16 protein-coding genes, 1 tRNA gene and 2 pseudogenes are annotated in these 15,885 nt (G+C 67.9%); 15 read left to right on the top strand and 4 right to left on the bottom strand.

The features are described 5' to 3' along the window. Window positions 1-17 precede the first annotated feature (17 nt). Window positions 18-488, top strand: coding sequence for an SRPBCC family protein (locus KOI47_RS00300; protein WP_216212447.1), 471 nt, complete (start codon window positions 18-20; stop codon window positions 486-488). 115 nt (window positions 489-603) lie between these two features. Here KOI47_RS00300 and KOI47_RS00295 read toward each other — a convergent pair. Next, a tRNA-Leu gene (locus tag KOI47_RS00295) sits at window positions 604-686 on the bottom strand. A gap of 131 nt (window positions 687-817) precedes the next feature. On the opposite strand from KOI47_RS00295, the gene KOI47_RS00290 reads away from it, so the two are divergent. From KOI47_RS00290 to KOI47_RS00245, 11 genes and pseudogenes are all read left to right on the top strand, one after another. Beyond that, a complete protein-coding gene (locus tag KOI47_RS00290; protein ID WP_216212445.1) occupies window positions 818-2,122 on the top strand; it encodes an FhaA domain-containing protein in 1,305 nt (434 codons plus the stop codon). Between the two features lie 169 nt (window positions 2,123-2,291). Then, window positions 2,292-2,756 carry an FHA domain-containing protein FhaB/FipA gene (locus KOI47_RS00285; protein ID WP_141999684.1) on the top strand — a complete coding sequence of 155 codons (465 nt, stop codon included), beginning with the start codon at window positions 2,292-2,294 and terminating at the stop codon, window positions 2,754-2,756. Beyond that, the gene (locus KOI47_RS00280) at window positions 2,753-4,132 is read left to right on the top strand and encodes a PP2C family protein-serine/threonine phosphatase (RefSeq protein WP_216212440.1); all 1,380 of its coding nucleotides are present in this window, start codon (window positions 2,753-2,755) and stop codon (window positions 4,130-4,132) included. Before KOI47_RS00285 ends, KOI47_RS00280 begins: the two co-directional genes overlap by 4 nt. Beyond that, window positions 4,133-5,623, top strand: a complete 1,491-nt coding sequence (locus KOI47_RS00275; protein WP_216212437.1) for an FtsW/RodA/SpoVE family cell cycle protein — start codon at window positions 4,133-4,135, stop codon at window positions 5,621-5,623. Then, window positions 5,620-7,095 (top strand): peptidoglycan D,D-transpeptidase FtsI family protein, encoded by a 1,476-nt coding sequence (locus KOI47_RS00270; protein ID WP_216212434.1) that lies wholly within the window; start codon window positions 5,620-5,622, stop codon window positions 7,093-7,095. Before KOI47_RS00275 ends, KOI47_RS00270 begins: the two co-directional genes overlap by 4 nt. Before the next feature lie 3 nt (window positions 7,096-7,098). Continuing rightward, window positions 7,099-8,436, top strand: coding sequence for a protein kinase domain-containing protein (locus tag KOI47_RS00265; protein WP_216212431.1), 1,338 nt, complete (start codon window positions 7,099-7,101; stop codon window positions 8,434-8,436). Further along, window positions 8,433-10,397, top strand: coding sequence for a Stk1 family PASTA domain-containing Ser/Thr kinase (pknB, locus tag KOI47_RS00260; RefSeq protein ID WP_216212429.1), 1,965 nt, complete (start codon window positions 8,433-8,435; stop codon window positions 10,395-10,397). The genes KOI47_RS00265 and pknB overlap by 4 nt, the downstream gene beginning before the upstream one ends. 64 nt (window positions 10,398-10,461) lie before the next feature. Further along, window positions 10,462-10,629 (top strand): annotated as a pseudogene (locus KOI47_RS36080) (helix-turn-helix domain-containing protein); the annotation flags it as partial. 12 nt (window positions 10,630-10,641) lie between these two features. Next, on the top strand, window positions 10,642-11,283 hold the full coding sequence (locus KOI47_RS00255; protein ID WP_232376454.1) for a DUF5753 domain-containing protein: 642 nt from the start codon (window positions 10,642-10,644) through the stop codon (window positions 11,281-11,283). Between the two features lie 24 nt (window positions 11,284-11,307). Continuing rightward, window positions 11,308-11,495 (top strand): annotated as a pseudogene (locus tag KOI47_RS00250) (DUF397 domain-containing protein). An 84-nt stretch (window positions 11,496-11,579) separates the two neighbouring features. Next, entirely contained in the window at window positions 11,580-11,924 is a 345-nt protein-coding gene (locus KOI47_RS00245; RefSeq protein WP_216212426.1) for a peptidase inhibitor family I36 protein, read from the top strand. Here KOI47_RS00245 and KOI47_RS00240 read toward each other — a convergent pair. From KOI47_RS00240 to KOI47_RS00230, 3 genes are read right to left on the bottom strand one after another with little or no spacing between them, the layout of a single operon-like run. Further along, the gene (locus KOI47_RS00240) at window positions 11,911-12,552 is read right to left on the bottom strand and encodes a hypothetical protein (protein WP_216212423.1); all 642 of its coding nucleotides are present in this window, start codon (window positions 12,550-12,552) and stop codon (window positions 11,911-11,913) included. The genes KOI47_RS00245 and KOI47_RS00240 overlap by 14 nt on opposite strands. After that, on the bottom strand, window positions 12,549-13,385 hold the full coding sequence (locus KOI47_RS00235) for an ATP-binding cassette domain-containing protein (protein WP_216212422.1): 837 nt from the start codon (window positions 13,383-13,385) through the stop codon (window positions 12,549-12,551). The genes KOI47_RS00240 and KOI47_RS00235 overlap by 4 nt, the downstream gene beginning before the upstream one ends. An 18-nt stretch (window positions 13,386-13,403) precedes the next feature. Further along, on the bottom strand, window positions 13,404-13,916 hold the full coding sequence (locus tag KOI47_RS00230) for a hypothetical protein (protein ID WP_216212419.1): 513 nt from the start codon (window positions 13,914-13,916) through the stop codon (window positions 13,404-13,406). A gap of 139 nt (window positions 13,917-14,055) precedes the next feature. On the opposite strand from KOI47_RS00230, the gene KOI47_RS00225 reads away from it, so the two are divergent. The 3 genes from KOI47_RS00225 to KOI47_RS00215 are packed head-to-tail and all read left to right on the top strand — an operon-like array spanning window position 14,056 to window position 15,874. Next, the gene (locus KOI47_RS00225; RefSeq protein WP_216212418.1) at window positions 14,056-14,802 is read left to right on the top strand and encodes a hypothetical protein; all 747 of its coding nucleotides are present in this window, start codon (window positions 14,056-14,058) and stop codon (window positions 14,800-14,802) included. Then, entirely contained in the window at window positions 14,799-15,128 is a 330-nt protein-coding gene (locus KOI47_RS00220; protein ID WP_216212415.1) for a hypothetical protein, read from the top strand. Before KOI47_RS00225 ends, KOI47_RS00220 begins: the two co-directional genes overlap by 4 nt. Further along, on the top strand, window positions 15,125-15,874 hold the full coding sequence (locus tag KOI47_RS00215) for a hypothetical protein (protein ID WP_216212411.1): 750 nt from the start codon (window positions 15,125-15,127) through the stop codon (window positions 15,872-15,874). Before KOI47_RS00220 ends, KOI47_RS00215 begins: the two co-directional genes overlap by 4 nt. The last annotated feature ends 11 nt before the right edge of the window (window positions 15,875-15,885 follow it).

Genomic DNA, 15,885 nt, shown 5'->3' with positions numbered 1-15,885 from the left:
AGAGTACTCTCTTTCTTATGGTTCATGTCACAGTGGAGCAGACCGTGCAATGCACACCGGAGGAGTTCCTGGCCCTGGTGCTGGATGCCGAGCGCTACGCGGAGGTGGACGACAAGCTCGGCCGGATCGACTGGGTGCGCAGGAGGGACAACGTGACGGAGTTCCGGTTCCGTTCCTACCTGCCCGGTATCCCGGGCCCCGGCCCCAAGGTGGTTTCCCGGATGACGCTCACCCCCGGTGAGCGGGTGGACATCGAGTACGCCCCGCCCCCGCACAACCGCCTGGTCCGCGGCATCTCCAGGTTCCGCGCCAGCTTCACCTGCGCCCCGGCCCCCGAGGGCACCAAGGTGACCCGCACCATCGAGTTCACCTTCAAACGCCCGCTCAACTACCTGCTGGACCCCCTCCTCAAGCGCACCCTGAAACCAGACGTCGAGCAGGAAATCCAAAAAGCCAAACAAGCCCTGGAACAAAGGGAATCCACGTAACTACCCAGGTGAGATACGACCCCCACACACCCACCGCACCTTGGGGGGCGTGGGGGGCTAGGCCCCCCACAACAAATCGGGATACCGGGAGGGGCCCGCAGGGCCCCGAACAGGGTGGGCGAGGAGGGAGTTGAACCCTCACGTCCTTCCGGACACACGGACCTGAACCGTGCGCGTCTGCCATTCCGCCACTCGCCCGAGTAACTTCAACAGCGAGATGAAGCCTATCAGGTCGCCTCGACGGGTTTTACCGGCCCCGGTGTCGAACCGGCCATACCCAGATACGATCTATTGCGTAAGCACACGTGTGGGGAGAAGGAGTTGCCGCGGTGGGCCGCGTACAGCGCTTTGACCGGCGCCTGGAGGGCATCGTCGGCAACACCTTCGCGCGGATGTTCGGTGGCAACGTCGTCACCCAGGAAGTGGCGCAGGCGCTGGAGCGTGAGAGTGAGGACAACGTCCGGGAGCTGGCGGGTGGCCGGCAGCTCGCCCCGAATCACTACATCGTGTCCTTGGGAGCGGCGGACCACGACCGCATGGCGGGCGATGCGCAGCGGGTCACCCGAGTGCTCGCGAATGCGGTTGCCGAACACCTCGCCGAGCACGGTTGGGACACCTATGGTGACGTCGTAGTTTCGCTAGAGCGCAACGAGGCGCTGCATACTGGACAGTTCAGGACCCGCTCGACCGTCGACCCGGACGTCTCGGCAGAGGACGCCGAGGCCCCCGCCGAACCGGTACGGTCGGCACGAACCAGCGACGCAGGAGACCGACCAATGAGCCAGCCACCCGGCTACGGCCAATACGACCAGGGTGACCCGTACGGGCAGGGCCAGTACGGCTACGGACAACAGGGACCCGGGTACGACCAGGGCTACGGCCAGCCGGGCGGATATGACCAGTACGGCCAGCCCGGGTACGACCAGTACGGGCAGCCCGGTTATGACCAGTACGGCCAGCCGGCCGGATACGACCAGTACGGCCAGCCCGGATATGACCAGGGCTACGGCCAGCCGGGCGGGTACGACCAGTACGGGCAGCCGGCTCCTCCCGGCGCACCCGGTATGCCCGGCACCCCTCCCGGCGGATATGACCCGGGCTACGGGCAGCCCGGGTACGACCAGGGCTATGGCCAGCCCCCGCCGCCTCCCGGGTACGACCAGGGCTACGGCCAGCCCCCGCCACCACCGCCAGGGGCTCCCGGGGTGCCGCCCGGCGCACCGCCGCCCAGCCCGCCCGGCGGCTACCCGGCGCAGGCACCGCCTCCCCCGCCACCGCAGGACCCGTATGCCCAGCAGGGTTACGCCCCGCCTGCTCCGCCGCCGCCGATGCAGGGCAACCGGCAGCTCGCCGCGAGCCTGCAGCTGGACGACGGCTCGAACCGCACCTACTCGCTGAAGCAGGGCGGCAATGTGGTCGGCAGGGGGCAGGACGCGGACTTCCGGCTGCCGGACACCGGGGTGTCCCGGCGGCACCTGGAGATCACCTGGGACGGGCAGAGCGCGACCCTGGCCGACATCGGATCGACCAACGGCACCACGGTGAACGGCACCCCGGTGCAGACGTGGCAGCTCGCCGACGGCGACGTGATCCGGGTCGGACACTCCTCCCTCGTGTTCCGTACGCAGGGCTGACCAGCACCGAATCTCCGGTTGGGGTGTGTTTCCGGCTGCCTGAGCACAGCTCGGGCACGGGCTTCCCGCATAATGGCCCCCACGCGGGGGAGCCGCGGCGGGGTTCACCCTTGCCCGGAAAGCACACAGCCGCGGGATCGGCGCGAGTAGGCGGGAGCGGACACAACAGGTGCCAGAGCTGGTCGTTCAACTCTCCAGGGTAGGTTTCCTCGTCCTGCTCTGGCTTTTCGTGCTGGCCGCGCTGCGCGTCGTCCGCTCGGACCTCTATGCGGCCTCCGGGCTGCGGGTCAACGTGCCGGGTTTCCGGCGCGGCAAGGACAAGAAGAAGCCGCGCAGCGGCAAGCTGCCACGGCAACTGGTCGTCACGCACGGCGCGCTGTCCGGTACCCGGATCGCGCTGGACGGCAGGCCCATCCTGATCGGCCGTGCGGACGACTCCACCCTGGTGCTGGACGACGACTACGCTTCCACCCGGCACGCCCGCCTTTCCCTGCGTGGTGAGGACTGGTATGTCGAAGACCTGGGCTCGACGAACGGGACCTATCTCGATCGGGCTAAGGTCACAGCACCCCTCCGAGTACCGCTCGGCGTCCCCATCCGGATCGGCAAGACGGTGATCGAGCTTCGCCCATGACTCTCGTCCTTCGTTACGCGGCCCGCAGCGACCGTGGCCTGGTGCGTTCCAGCAACCAGGACTCGGTGTACGCGGGCCCCCGGCTGCTCGCGGTCGCCGACGGCATGGGCGGCCACGCCGCCGGTGAGGTCGCCAGCAAGGTGGTCATCGCCTCGCTGGCCCCGCTCGATGACGACGAGCCCGGGGACGACCTGCTGTCCCAGCTGCGCGAGGCCGTGGCGCACGGCAACGCGGCGATCTCCGAACTGGTCGCCGGTGACCCCGACCTGGACGGGATGGGTACCACGCTGACCGCGGTGCTGTTCTCCGGCACCCGGCTGGGCCTGGTGCACGTCGGCGACTCGCGGGCCTACCTGCTGCGCGGCGGCCAGCTCACCCAGATCACCAGGGACGACAGTTTCGTCAAGGAACTGCTCGACCAGGGCCGGATCACCGAGGAGGAAGCCGCGGTCCACCCGCAGCGTTCGCTGTTGCTCAAGGCACTCACCGGGCACGAGGTGGAACCGAGCCTGACCGTGCGCGAGGCCCGCGCCGGGGACCGCTACCTGCTGTGCTCGGACGGGCTTTCCGGGATGGTCAGCGACGAGACCCTTGCCGATGCCATCCAGATCGCCGACCCGCAGGACTGCGCCGACCGGATGATCGAGCTGGCGCTCAAGGGCGGCGGCACGGACAACGTCACGGTGATCGTCGCCGATGTGGTGGACGTCGACTTCGGCGAGGATGCGCCGATCGTGGGCGGGGCCGCCGGCGACGGCAGCGACGAGCATCACCAGGGCGACTCGCCGGCCGCACGGGCCCGCGCGCTGGACCCTTCCCCGCCACCACAACGGATCGAGCCGGAGGAGCCCGAGCCGGACCCAAAAGCCAAACGGCGTAAGTGGGTGCGGATGCTGGTGATTCTGGGGCTCACCGTCATCCTGCTCGCCGCCGCCGCCATCGCCACCCGCTACTTCGTGCTGCGCCAGTACTACGTCGGCGAGGGCCCCGACCAGGAAGTCGTGATCTTCCAAGGTGTTCCGGGCAGCATCCTGGGCATCGACCTGCACCGGATGGCGGAGGGATCCTGTGCCCCGCAGGCGCGGTTGTGTGACGAGCTGCGCATCCCGGACCTGCAGCAGGACGCCCGCGGCGCGATCGTGAACGGGGTCAAGCGGGAAAGCCTCGCCGATGCCCGCAAGTACATCGACACCTTGCGGCGCAACAACGTGCTCGACTACTGCGACCCGCCCGCGGAGAACCAGGAGGATCCGGGAACCTCCGAGGGTGGCGTGGTCGGCGGGGCCGAGCAGCCTGCGCAGGAAACAGGGCAGCCGCAGCAAGGTGGGCAACCGGGGGTGGACTGCCGCCCACGGCCCGCATCGGGTGGTGGCTAGATGAGCCAGCCTGCCGCGGATTCGCAGCTCGGCCAGTTCTCCACCAACCCGCCGCGGGAGCTCCCGACCCGGCGGGGCACGGAACTGGCCCTGCTCGCGTTCGCCGCGTTCATCGTCACCTGCGCCTTCGTGCTGGTGGAGGCGAACCAGGAGCAGGAGCTCACCTGGTCGATCTTCTGGTACGGCGTGGCCTATCTCGGCATCTTCAGCGTGGCGCACCTCGCGGTGCGGCGCTGGGCTCCGTACGCGGACCCGCTGATCCTGCCGTGCGTGGCCCTGCTGAACGGCATGGGCCTGGTGATGATCTACCGGATCGACCTGGCGCTGGCGGAGAAGGCGCAGCAGACCGGGGATTCCTTCACCCCGGACGCGCCCAAGCAGGTGCTGTGGACGGTCATCTCGCTGGCCCTGTTCCTCGCCGTGCTGATCCTGATCTCCGACCACCGCACGCTCACCCGCTACGCCTACACCCTGGGCCTGGTCGGGATCATCGCGCTGTCCCTGCCTGCGGTGCTGCCCCGCTCGCTTTCCGAGGTGAACGGCGCGAAGGTCTGGCTGAAGTTCGGCTTCTTCTCCATCCAGCCCGGCGAGTTCGCCAAGATCGCGCTGATGATCTTCTTCGCCTCGTTCCTTGTGTCCAAGCGGGATCTGTTCACCGTGGCGGGCAAACGGGTGCTCGGCGTCGAGCTGCCGAGGGCGCGGGACCTCGGGCCGATCCTGATCGCGGCGATGGCCTGCCTCGGCATCCTGGTGTTCGAGAAGGATCTCGGCACGGCCCTGCTGTTCTTCGGGATCGTGCTGGTCATGCTGTACGTGGCCACCGAGCGGATCATCTGGGTGGTGGTCGGCCTCGGCATGTTCGCCGTGGGCGGGATCATCGCGTACAACCTGTTCGGCCACGTCCAGCAGCGGGTGGCGAACTGGATCGACCCGCTGGCCACCTACGACGATCCCGGCGGCGGTTACCAGATCGCGCAGGGCCTTTTCGGCCTCGGCACCGGCGGGATGGCAGGCACCGGGCTCGGCTCGGGCAGGCCGGAGATGGTGCCCGCGGCCAACACCGACTTCATCACCGCGGCGCTGGGCGAGGAGCTCGGCCTGATCGGGCTGTCCGCGATCCTGCTGCTGTACCTGCTGCTGGCGATGCGCGGGATGCGCAGCGCGCTGGCGGTCCGGGACACCTTCGGCAAGCTGCTCGGCGGCGGGCTGTCCTTCGCGATCGTGATGCAGCTGTTCGTGATCGTCGGCGGGGTCACCAAGCTGATCCCGATGACCGGGGTCACCACACCCTTCCTGTCCCGCGGCGGTTCCTCGCTGCTGGCCAACTACATCCTCATCGCGCTGCTGCTCCGGATCTCCGATGCCGCACGCCGCCCGGCCGCGCCAAGCAAGCCACGGCCGCAGCAGCAGGCACCACTGGCCGAGGCGCATACCGTGATGGTGCAGCGGCCGGATAACATGGGCGGTCCTGGCGGGGGGAGGGGCCAGTGAACACTCCGCTGCGCAAAGTCGGCGTCGCCATGCTGGCGATGGTGGCGCTGCTGCTGGTCAACACCACCTATGTGCAGTTCGTGAAGGCGGACGACTACCGCACCGACGGCCGCAACCAGCGGGTGCTGCTGGAGGAGTACTCCCGGCAGCGCGGTCAGATCGTGGCCGGGGAGAACGGGCAGGTACTGGCCGGGGTCGAGCCATCGAACGACAAGTACGAGTTCACCCGCACCTACCTGAACGGCCCGGTGTACGCCCCGGTCACCGGGTACTACTCGATCATCTACGGCGCGACCGGGATCGAGCTCGCGCACGACGAGGTGCTGAACGGCTCCGACCCGCGGCTGCTGGTGCGCAGGCTGTCCGACATGGTCACCGGGAGGGACCCGCGCGGCGGCAACGTGCAGCTGACCGTGCGCCCCTCGGTGCAGGAGACCGCGTACAAGGCGATGACGGACAAGGGTTTCCACGGCTCCGTGGTCGCGCTGGACCCCAAGACCGGCGACATCCTGGCGATGGTCTCCACCCCCTCCTACGACCCGAACCGGCTCGCCGCGCACAACGGCGAGAAGGTACGCAGCGCCTGGGCCGAGCTGACCGACAAGAACGGCGACAAGCCGATGCTGAACCGGGCGATCCGCGAGACCTACCCGCCCGGCTCGACGTTCAAGCTGGTCACCGCCGCCGCGGCGCTGGAGAACGGGGCGGGCCCGGACACCCCGGTGACCAGGGCGGCGAACGTTCAGGTGCCCGGTACCTCGAACACCGACCTGGAGAACTTCGCCCGCCAGCCCTGTCCCGGCGGCACCCTGAAGGACGCGCTGGCGTTCTCCTGCAACACCGCCTTCGCCGAGCTGGCCGACCAGCTGGGCGCGGAGAAGCTGCGCGAGACGGCGGCCAACTTCGGCATCGGCCAGCAGGACCTTTCCGTCCCGATGCCAGTCGCACCCTCCGGCCTCGGCGACCTCGCCAGCACGGCCGAGCTGTACCAGAGCGGTATCGGCCAGCGGGACGTGCGGCTGACCCCGCTGCAGGACGCCCTGCTCTCGGCCACGGTCGCCAACGGGGGCGTGACGATGAAGCCACAGCTGGTGAAGGCGCTGCTGGCTCCCGATCTCACGCCGATGGAGGAGTTCACCCCGGAGGAGCTCACCGGGGACCCTGCGCTCTCGGCGGCCAACGCCGAGGTGCTGAAGGACATGATGCTGGCCTCGGAGGACAACACCAAGGGCGGCGGCAAGCGGCCGGGCCTGAAGATCGCCTCCAAGACCGGCACGGCGGAACATGGCGTCAACGAGAAGCAGACCCCGCCGCACGCCTGGTACACCGCGTTCGCCCCGGCAGACGACCCGCAGATCGCGGTCGCGGTGATCGTCGAGTCCGGCGGTGACCGGGGACTGGCCGCGACCGGTGGCAGCGTGGCCGCCTCGATCGGCAGGGCCACGATCAACGCCGCGGTCGGGGGTGGGTAGCCGATGCTCTCCTCTGGGCAGTTGCTCGCCGAGCGCTACCGGCTGACCAACCGGATCGCCGTCGGCGGGATGGGCGAGGTCTGGGAGGCGGGCGACACCCGGCTGGATCGCACGGTCGCGGTGAAGATCCTCAAGGACGAGCTGTCCGGGGACGCGGAGTTCCTGCACCGGTTCCGTACCGAAGCGCGCACCACGGCCTCGCTGAACCACCACGGCATCGCCGCCGTGCATGACTACGGCGAGACGGTGGCAGGCGAGCACTCGATCGCCTACCTCGTGATGGAGCTGGTGGAGGGCGAGCCGTTGGCAGGCATCCTCGCCAGGGAGGGCCGGATCTCCGCCGAGCGGACGCTGGATGTCCTCGAGCAGGCAGGGCAAGCGCTGCAGGCGGCGCACGAGCGCGGCCTGGTGCACCGGGACGTCAAGCCGGGCAACATCCTCCTCACCCGGACCGGCCAGGTGAAGCTGACCGACTTCGGCATCGCCAAGGCCGCGGACGCCGCACCGGTGACCCGGTCCGGGATGGTGATGGGCACGGCGCACTACATCGCGCCGGAGCAGGCGCTCGGTCACGACGCCGAGCCGGCCAGCGATGTGTACTCCCTGGCCGTATGCGGCTACGAATGCCTGGTCGGGCACCGGCCGTTCCTCTCCGAGAACGCGGTGACGGTGGCGATGATGCACATCAGGGACCTGCCGCCACCACTGCCGCCGGACGTCCCGCCGCACGCCCGCGCGGTGATCGAGGCAACCCTGGTCAAGGATCCCCGGCAGCGCTACAACAGCGGCGGCGAGTTCGCGAACGCGGTGGCGGCGGTGCGGGCCGGCCACCCGCTGCCCGCGCCCAGTGGCCTGATGAACGCGGCCTACCAGCCCGCGCCTACCATGGCCTCGACTCCGATGGCGCCGGTGGGGCCGACATCGCACCCGGCGATGCAGCCCGTGCAACCGCCGCACAGCGGGGTCAACCCGATGCCGGTGCCACCGCAACGCCGGCGGACGCACGCGGGCGTGTGGGTGCTGCTCGCGGTGATCATCGTGGTACTGATCGTCGCGCTCGCACTGGTACTGCCCCTGCTGCTGCGGGACAACCGGGAGGGCGGCACCCCGGCCGGCCCGGCCACCTCGGAGCAGACCCCTGCGGACGGCCCGGGGCAACCGGTCCAACCGGGTGGGGGTGCACCGGACCCCGGCGGTGGTCACTACCCCGGCGAGAACGAGAGCAACCCCACCGCCCGCCAGGGCAACTGGTGGGACACGGGCGAACGTGAACCGGGCAACGCAGGCACACAAGGCATGATGGGCACATCTTGGACGGAACGGGACGGCACAGATCGATGAGCGCACCCAGACTGCTCTCCAATCGCTATGAACTGGGCGACACGCTCGGCTATGGCGGCATGTCCGAGGTCCACCACGGGCATGACGTCCGGCTCGGCCGCGAGGTTGCCGTCAAGATCCTGCGTGCCGACCTGGCGCGGGACCCGCAGTTCCAGGAGCGGTTCCGCCGGGAGGCGCAGAACGCCGCCGCGCTGAACCACCCGGCGATCGTGGCCGTGTACGACACCGGCGAGGCGAACACCGAGTACGGCCCGCTGCCGTACATCGTGATGGAGTACGTCGAGGGCCGGACGCTGCGGGACATCGTCAAGACCGAGGGCCCGATGGCGCAGAAGCGGGCCATGGAGGTCATGGCCGACGTCAGCGCGGCACTGGACTTCTCGCACCGGCACGGGATCGTGCACCGGGACGTGAAACCGGCCAACGTGATGATCACCCGCAGCGGCGCGGTCAAGGTGATGGACTTCGGCATCGCCCGTGCGGTGCACGACGGCCAGGCCGCGATGACGCAGACCGCGGCCGTGATCGGCACCGCCCAGTACCTTTCACCGGAGCAGGCCCGGGGCGAGTCGGTGGACGCCCGCAGCGACGTCTACGCGGCGGGCTGCGTGTTGTACGAGCTGGTCACCGGGGAACCGCCGTTCACGGGTGACTCTCCGGTCGCGGTGGCCTACCAGCATGTGCGGGAGGACCCGCAGGCTCCCTCGGCGATCAACCCTGCGGTGTCCCCGGAGCTGGACGCGGTGGTGCTCAAGGCGCTGGCCAAGGGCCCGGCCAACCGCTACCAGTCCGCCGCCGAGATGCGCTCGGACCTGGTGCGCACCCTCTCCGGGCAGCGCCCCTCGGCACCGATGGTGATGAGCGATGACGACCGCACCCAGGTGATGGGCGCGGGCAACTCGCAGGCCGATGCCTACGACGACTACGACCCCGACCCCTACGACCCGGATGAGGAGCGGCGCAGGCGCAAGCGGCGCAACATCATGCTCGCCCTGGCGGCCGTGCTCGGGGTGGCGCTGATCGCGTTCATCGCCTGGCTGGCGGGTGCGTTCAACGAGGACGCCGAGGTCAAAGCCGTGCCGAGCGTGATCGGCCAGAACGAGCAGCAGGCAAGGGACCTGTTGTACAGCCAGGGCTTCACCAACGTGGAAACCAAGAAAGTGGCGTGCAGCCCGGTCCCGGACGACGAGGCGACCTGCACCTCCGACCAGATCGGCCGGGTGGTGGAGACCAGCCCGGCCGCCGAGACACGCATCCCGGTCACCGACAAGATCACGCTGAGTGTCGGGACGAAGCCGGAGGCCACCCAGGTCCCCGAGCTCAAGGGGAAGACCAGGGACGAGGCCGAGCAGGCCCTCAAGGAGAAGGGTTTCGTGCTGGGCCAGGTCGAAGAGGTCGACGTGCAGGACTCCGACCAGTACGGCCTGGTGCAGAGCCAGGACCCGGCCCCTGGGGTGACCCTCGAGCCGGGTACCAAGGTGTCGATCACCGTCGGCAAGACACCGAACATGATCGAGGTGGTGGACTACACCGGCCGCTCCTACGAGGAGGCGCGGGCCGGGCTGACCGCCGCCGGATTCCGGGTCAAGCGCAACGAGGTGGACTCCGACGAGCCCAAGGGCCAGGTGGTCAACCAGAAGCCGAACGCGGGCCAGCAGCCGGAGAACACGGTGATCGAGCTGGACGTTTCGAACGGCTCGGAGCAGCAGATCGACATGCCCGACCTGACCGGGATGACCGAGCAGGAAGCCCGGAACAAGCTGAGCCAGCAGGGCTGGAGCGGCGATATCAACAAGCAGACCGAGGAGGTCTCCGACCCGGACCAGGCGGGCAAGGTGACCAACACGGTCCCGGAGGCCGGCACGAAGATCGACAAGGATCAGACGGTCACCATCATCATCGGTGAGCACGACGGGTCCACCGCGACCTCCACCGACGGTGGCCTCATCCCCGGCGGTTAACGACGAGGTGGTCACCCGGGTTCGTCCCGGGTGACCACTCAGCACCGGTCGTCCAGCCAGGCCAATCGAGCTGCGCCGCCTGCGCGAGGAAGCGGGCTACCCGGCCACCGAGGCGGCCCGGGTCATCGGCGCTCAGCAGCCGAAACTGTCCAAGCTGGAGAACGGCAACCAGGCCGCCGATCCGGAGGACATCCGCAGGCTCGCCGAGTTCTACGGGGCGACCGAGGAGCAGCGAGACTATCTGGTGGCGCTCGCCGAGGCGCAGCCGAAACGCCGCCGCAGGCGCAAGTCCGTGCAACGGGATGCGGTGCCGGACTGGTTCCGCCGTTTCCTCGCCCTGGAGTGGGACGCCACCGAGATCCGCAGCTACGAGATCGACAACGTTCCAGGGCTCCTGCAAACGGAAGACTACGCAAGGTCGACCATCACGACCTGGGAACCGGAGGCCGACCAGCGACTGATCGACAGGCAAGTCGAAACCCGAATGGACCGCAAGGTGGTACTCAAGCGCACCGGTCGGCCATCGCTCCGACTCGAAGTCGTGCTGAGCGAGGCAGCACTGCGGCGGGTGCAGGGCAGCTACGCCATCATGCGTGCCCAGTTAAGGCACCTGGCCGCCAGCGCGAAACGACCCAATATCACCCTGCGCATCCTGCCCTTAGATGCGCCAGACAGGATCACCATGCCGTCCCCGTTTCAGCTGTTCCGGCTGGCCGAGCAGAACTTCTCCACCGTCTACCTCGAGGACCTGTTCGGCGCCACCTACCTCAAGGAGGCGGACGAGTTCACCCAGTACAGCATCGTGTTCGGGCGATTGCGGGATGCCGCACTGGACCCGGACGAGTCCCGCCGGTTCCTCGATAAGATGGTGGAGTCCTATCGATGACCTGCCACCTTAAGAGTGCCTGCCATGACTACCCCAGACTTCACCAACGCCACCTGGCGCACCAGTAGCTACAGCGCCAGCAACGGCGGCGAGTGCGTGGAGGTCGCCTTCGCCGAACGGCCGTCGGCCTGCGCGACTCCAAGGACCGCGCCGCAGGCCACCTCACACTGCCCGCCCCGGCGTGGCGCGCGTTACTGAACCGACTTCGGTGAATTTCCCACCGGAACAGCCCGCGCCGGGTTAGGCTCCCCTCCGGGCCTCAACGGAGGCCGTCTGATACTGAGGGGAGATCAATCATGGCTCGTGGGTTCCGTCTCGCTGGGCGGGCACTGATCGGCGCCGCCGTCGCCTCGCTCGCGATCGTGGCTCCGTCCACCTCGGCGAGCGCCGCGCCGAGCTGCACCAGCGACCTGTGCCTGTGGTCGGGCATCAACTACAGCGGCACCAAGAGCACCGCAGGTTACTTCGACAAGAACACGCACTGCTACCCGAAGAAGCGCTACAACTCGATGATCAGCCGGACCGGCTACAAGATCCGGATGTACAACGGCAGCTACTGCAGCGGGCCTTCCTTCATCCTGCAGCCGGGGCAGAAGATCTCGAACACCAAGTTCGTGGTGCACAGCTTCAAGCGCGCCTGACCAGGCCGACGGCGGCCGTGCTCACCGCCAGTGCAAGCACGGCCGCCCCCAGCCCGAGCAACACCGGTTCGGCCCGCGTACCGTCGTCGGCCGCCAGCGCGCGCAGCATCGGGTTCACCAGCGGGACCTGCCGCACCAGCAGCACGGCCGCCAGCAACGCCAGCGCCAGCAGCACCGTGTAACCGATCCGCGGGACCAGGAACCGGGAGCAGGGCAGGCCGACCGCGATCCCCGACAGGGCGCAGGCCAGGTGCGCGAGCACCCCGAGGCCCAGCTCGCCAGCGGGCAACCCGCCGTGGGTGATCCCGGCCCAGGCCAGCGAGCAGCCGGTCAGCACCAGGCAGCACAACAACACCGTCACCAGCAGGGACAGCAGCAGCGCTGGGCGGCCCCTGGCATGGCTCAGTGTGATCAGCCGCTGCACCGGATCCTCCGCGTCCACCAGCGCGATGGTCAGCCAGCAGCCGATCACGGTCAGCGCGCCCGCGCTCACCGCGAACTCCGGCGGAACCGGGGCGTTCGGGTCCTTGTAGAGCACACCCAGCACGACGAGGAACAACAGTGCCGCAGGCAGGTACCGCTGCGAGTGACCGAGCAGGGCGAACTGATACCGCAGCAGTGCGATCACGAGGCCACCTCGGCCGACTGGCGTTGCACCGCCCGCACCGAGCAGCCCCGGCGCAGCGCGAGCAGCAGCATCGCGTCGCAACGCGCGGCCGGGACGGTCAGCTCTAGCTCCTCGCCGTCCTCGACCGCGGACAGCACCCCTGGCTCGGCCCGCCAGACCCCGGCGACGGCACCGCGCAGCAGGATCGTCGCCCGCGGCCCCACCTCCTCCGCAGGGCCAAGCGAAGTCAGCAGTCCACCCGCCAGCCGGAAGGTCTCGGTTGCGTACGCCTGTGCCTGTTCCGGCCGATGCGCACTGAACACCACGCTCCCGCCCCGCGCGGCGAATCCGGCCACCAGGTCGCCGAACAACCCATACGCCGAAGCGTCCAATCCGGACAGTGGTTCGTCCAGCACCAGCAGCTCCGGTTCGGGCAGCAGCGCCTGGGCGAGGCCGACCTTCTGCGCGTTTCCCTTGGACAGTTCCCGCATCGGCCCGGCCGGGTCGCCAACCAGCCCGAGCATGTGTAGCAGTTCGGTGCCGCGCGCGCTCGCCTGCGCCGCGGACAGGCCACTGATCCGGCCCATATGCCGCAGGTAGGCCAGCGCGCTCATCCGGGTGGCCGCGGCCGGGAACCGGTCGGGCAGGTAGCCGGTGCGCGGCGACCCCGCACACCGCCCACGCGAGGGGCGGCTGATTCCGGCGAGGATGCGCAACAGGGTCGACTTCCCGGAGCCGTTGCCGCCGACGATCCCGAGCACCTGGCCCGCCCGCAGGTCCAGATCCACCCCGTCCAGCACGGGGTCGGTCCGGCCGTAGCGCTTGCCGACCCCAGCCAGCCGCCGCACGCACATGCCGGTCACCTTAACGGATCAACGGGCGAATGGTCCGTGCGCGAGAAGGTAGAGTTCCTTGATCGTGTGTTCGGCCTGCTGGGCAGGCAAGCCCGTCCTGCTGCCCGCGCTGATGGCCCGAACCAACGCTTCCACCTCGGCCTGGGGCAGGAATCCGTTGACATGCCCGCCGAAATGGATCGTCACCGAGCGGCCATGGGCATCATGGCTCGCGTCGAGGGTCGGGATCAGCGCACGCGCATTCCACCCGCTGCTCGACCTGGTCAGTCGCAACGACTGGGCGCTGGCCAGATCCGCCCTTCGCCTGCGGAGCGCTCCCCGCGCGACAAGCTCGGTGCCTTCCAGGTAGGCCCCGGCACGAAAGGCACGTAGCAGGCCCCAGCCGAGGAACGACACCAGCACCAGCCCGAGAAAGCCGAGTACGAACACGAACGACGAGGCAAAGCCACCATCCATGCGGGAGAACGCCACGATCGACAACGCCCCGACCGGCAGCACCACAATGACACACAGCATCGCCAGAACGATCATGAAGACCCGTCGCCCTGCCGGTACACCAGCGCTGAGCGGTATCAACGGTTGGCGTGTCATCTTTTTGTCCTAAAGTTGTCAGGCTTGCTATCGGGCCAAATACGCCTTATCAATCTTCTCGAGGCATTAGCATACAGGCATGGACGAGCGCAGGTGGGGTTTCGAAGAAGCAGATGACGATGAGCTGAACGATCTTTTGGAAGAACCTCCAAACGAGGGAATAACCACAGATTTGTTGCTCGGTCAAGACCCCGATCAGGTGGTCACAATAGGCGTCACCAGCACCGGTGATGTCGAATCAGTCCAGCTGGCGAAGGGGTGGCGATCCATGATCGACCCACCCGGTTTACCCGATAATGTACGGCAGGCAATCAACGCAGCCACGGCTCAGGCACTTGCGGTGCAGACCGAGAAGCTGACGGATCTCAATGATCACATTGGTGACGACGACTTTCCGGTCGGCGCATCCGGATCACCGGAAAACGATCAACCCATCACCAGGGACTACGCAATACAGCTACTGCACCAGGTCTCAAAAGATCTTGATCAATTCATGCGACGTGCGGCGGCCATCACGGATACGACGACCGCCGCCGACAGTGCGGGCGGCCACGTCGTCGTGTCCGGCATCCGGCGGCAGGTACGCAGCGTGTCGATCGATCCGCAGTGGGCGGGTACAGCACGCAACACCGAGATCGAGAGTGAACTGCGGGACGCGCTGCGCGCGTTCGTCGATCGTTCCACCACAGGTGAACTGACCAAGGGGCCGCGAAGCGCGGCCATCAGCGAGCTGATGGGCATGGTGGCCGACCCGCAGCTCACCATCCAGCGAATCAGCCGCGGAACAACCCCCCGGAGCACAACGCACGAAGGGCATGGGCAGTGAGCGACCTCCGAGTGGAAAAACAAGCACTTCTGTCGGACGCCAAAGCATGGCACCAGGCTGCCGAGGAGCTTTCCGCGCCGGCCACCTCGATCGAGCCGTTGACGCTGAACGGTGCCGACGATGTCATGGGTATGGGCTCGAGAATGGGAATCGACGCGAATTATGAGGAAGCCCGAACCAGGATACTGGAACTCATAGCACAGGCCACCGACTACTTCGACCGGCTGGCCGGAGCGCTTGTCGACGTCGGCCAGACCTACGAGAACAACGATCAGGACTATGCCGACAGGTTGAGCAGGCTGGAAGCGGAGATCGATAACGAATGAGCGCCGTAATCGAAGAAGCTGTCAGAAAGTCCGACGAGGTCGAAGGAAAGGTTCAAGACCTGTTCGGCAAGGTAAACGACGCCCTGGACTGGATACCCTGGCCGTTCGACTACCTCGTACAACCCATCACGGCCGGGATGGAGAAACTCCAGGCCGAGGTTCAGAAATTCTGGCAGGAGCTGGCGGAGTACCTCGACAACGTCGGCAACCCCGGCAAGCTGCAAGCCCATGCCGAACAGTGGCGGGACCAGGTAGGCAACCCGATCGGAGCCATCGCCGATGGAATCGCGCTGGAAAAGCTCGCGACGAACACGGAATGGACCGGAAGCGGCGCCGAGGCATACAAGGCGATCGTGCCGCCACAGGGCGACGGGCTGAACAAGATGAAGTCCCTTTCCATCGAGTTGAGCAAGACGCTGCAAGACCTCGCCAACGGTATCGAGGACTTCTGGATCGCCATCGGTATCGCACTCGGCTCACTGGTGGTCGGAATCGTCGCCGCCATAGTCGAGGCCTGCACCGTCGTGGCGATTCCGGCCGCCATCCTGACCGCGATCGCCGCGATCGGGGTCGCCATCACCTTCATCGGCGCCGCCGTGGTCGCGCTCAAAGGCATCTACGACAAGATCGACACGTCGCAGACCACCATCAAGCAGGGCATCACCGATCTCGGCACGGAATGGGCCAGGGCCGAGCCGAGGAACCAGAAGAAGATCGACACTCCCGGCCAGTGGGAGACGATATAGCCGCGGATCCG

It is taken from the genome of Amycolatopsis aidingensis (assembly GCF_018885265.1).
Taxonomy (GTDB): Bacteria; Actinomycetota; Actinomycetes; order Mycobacteriales; family Pseudonocardiaceae; genus Amycolatopsis; species Amycolatopsis aidingensis.
Note: the sequence above shows the minus strand (reverse complement) of the source record. Positions and strands in the feature narration are given on the sequence as shown.

Excerpts from the sequence above, each read along its gene's own strand:
- KOI47_RS00300 (WP_216212447.1), top strand. The coding sequence starts at position 18 with ATGGTTCATGTCACAGTGGAGCAGACCGTGCAATGCACACCGGAGGAG.
- KOI47_RS00280 (WP_216212440.1), top strand. The coding sequence starts at position 2,753 with ATGACTCTCGTCCTTCGTTACGCGGCCCGCAGCGACCGTGGCCTGGTG.
- KOI47_RS00275 (WP_216212437.1), top strand. The coding sequence starts at position 4,133 with ATGAGCCAGCCTGCCGCGGATTCGCAGCTCGGCCAGTTCTCCACCAAC.
- KOI47_RS00265 (WP_216212431.1), top strand. The coding sequence starts at position 7,099 with ATGCTCTCCTCTGGGCAGTTGCTCGCCGAGCGCTACCGGCTGACCAAC.
- pknB (WP_216212429.1), top strand. The coding sequence starts at position 8,433 with ATGAGCGCACCCAGACTGCTCTCCAATCGCTATGAACTGGGCGACACG.
- KOI47_RS00245 (WP_216212426.1), top strand. The coding sequence starts at position 11,580 with ATGGCTCGTGGGTTCCGTCTCGCTGGGCGGGCACTGATCGGCGCCGCC.
- KOI47_RS00235 (WP_216212422.1), bottom strand. The coding sequence starts at position 13,385 with ATGTGCGTGCGGCGGCTGGCTGGGGTCGGCAAGCGCTACGGCCGGACC.
- KOI47_RS00230 (WP_216212419.1), bottom strand. The coding sequence starts at position 13,916 with ATGATCGTTCTGGCGATGCTGTGTGTCATTGTGGTGCTGCCGGTCGGG.
- KOI47_RS00225 (WP_216212418.1), top strand. The coding sequence starts at position 14,056 with ATGGACGAGCGCAGGTGGGGTTTCGAAGAAGCAGATGACGATGAGCTG.
- KOI47_RS00215 (WP_216212411.1), top strand. The coding sequence starts at position 15,125 with ATGAGCGCCGTAATCGAAGAAGCTGTCAGAAAGTCCGACGAGGTCGAA.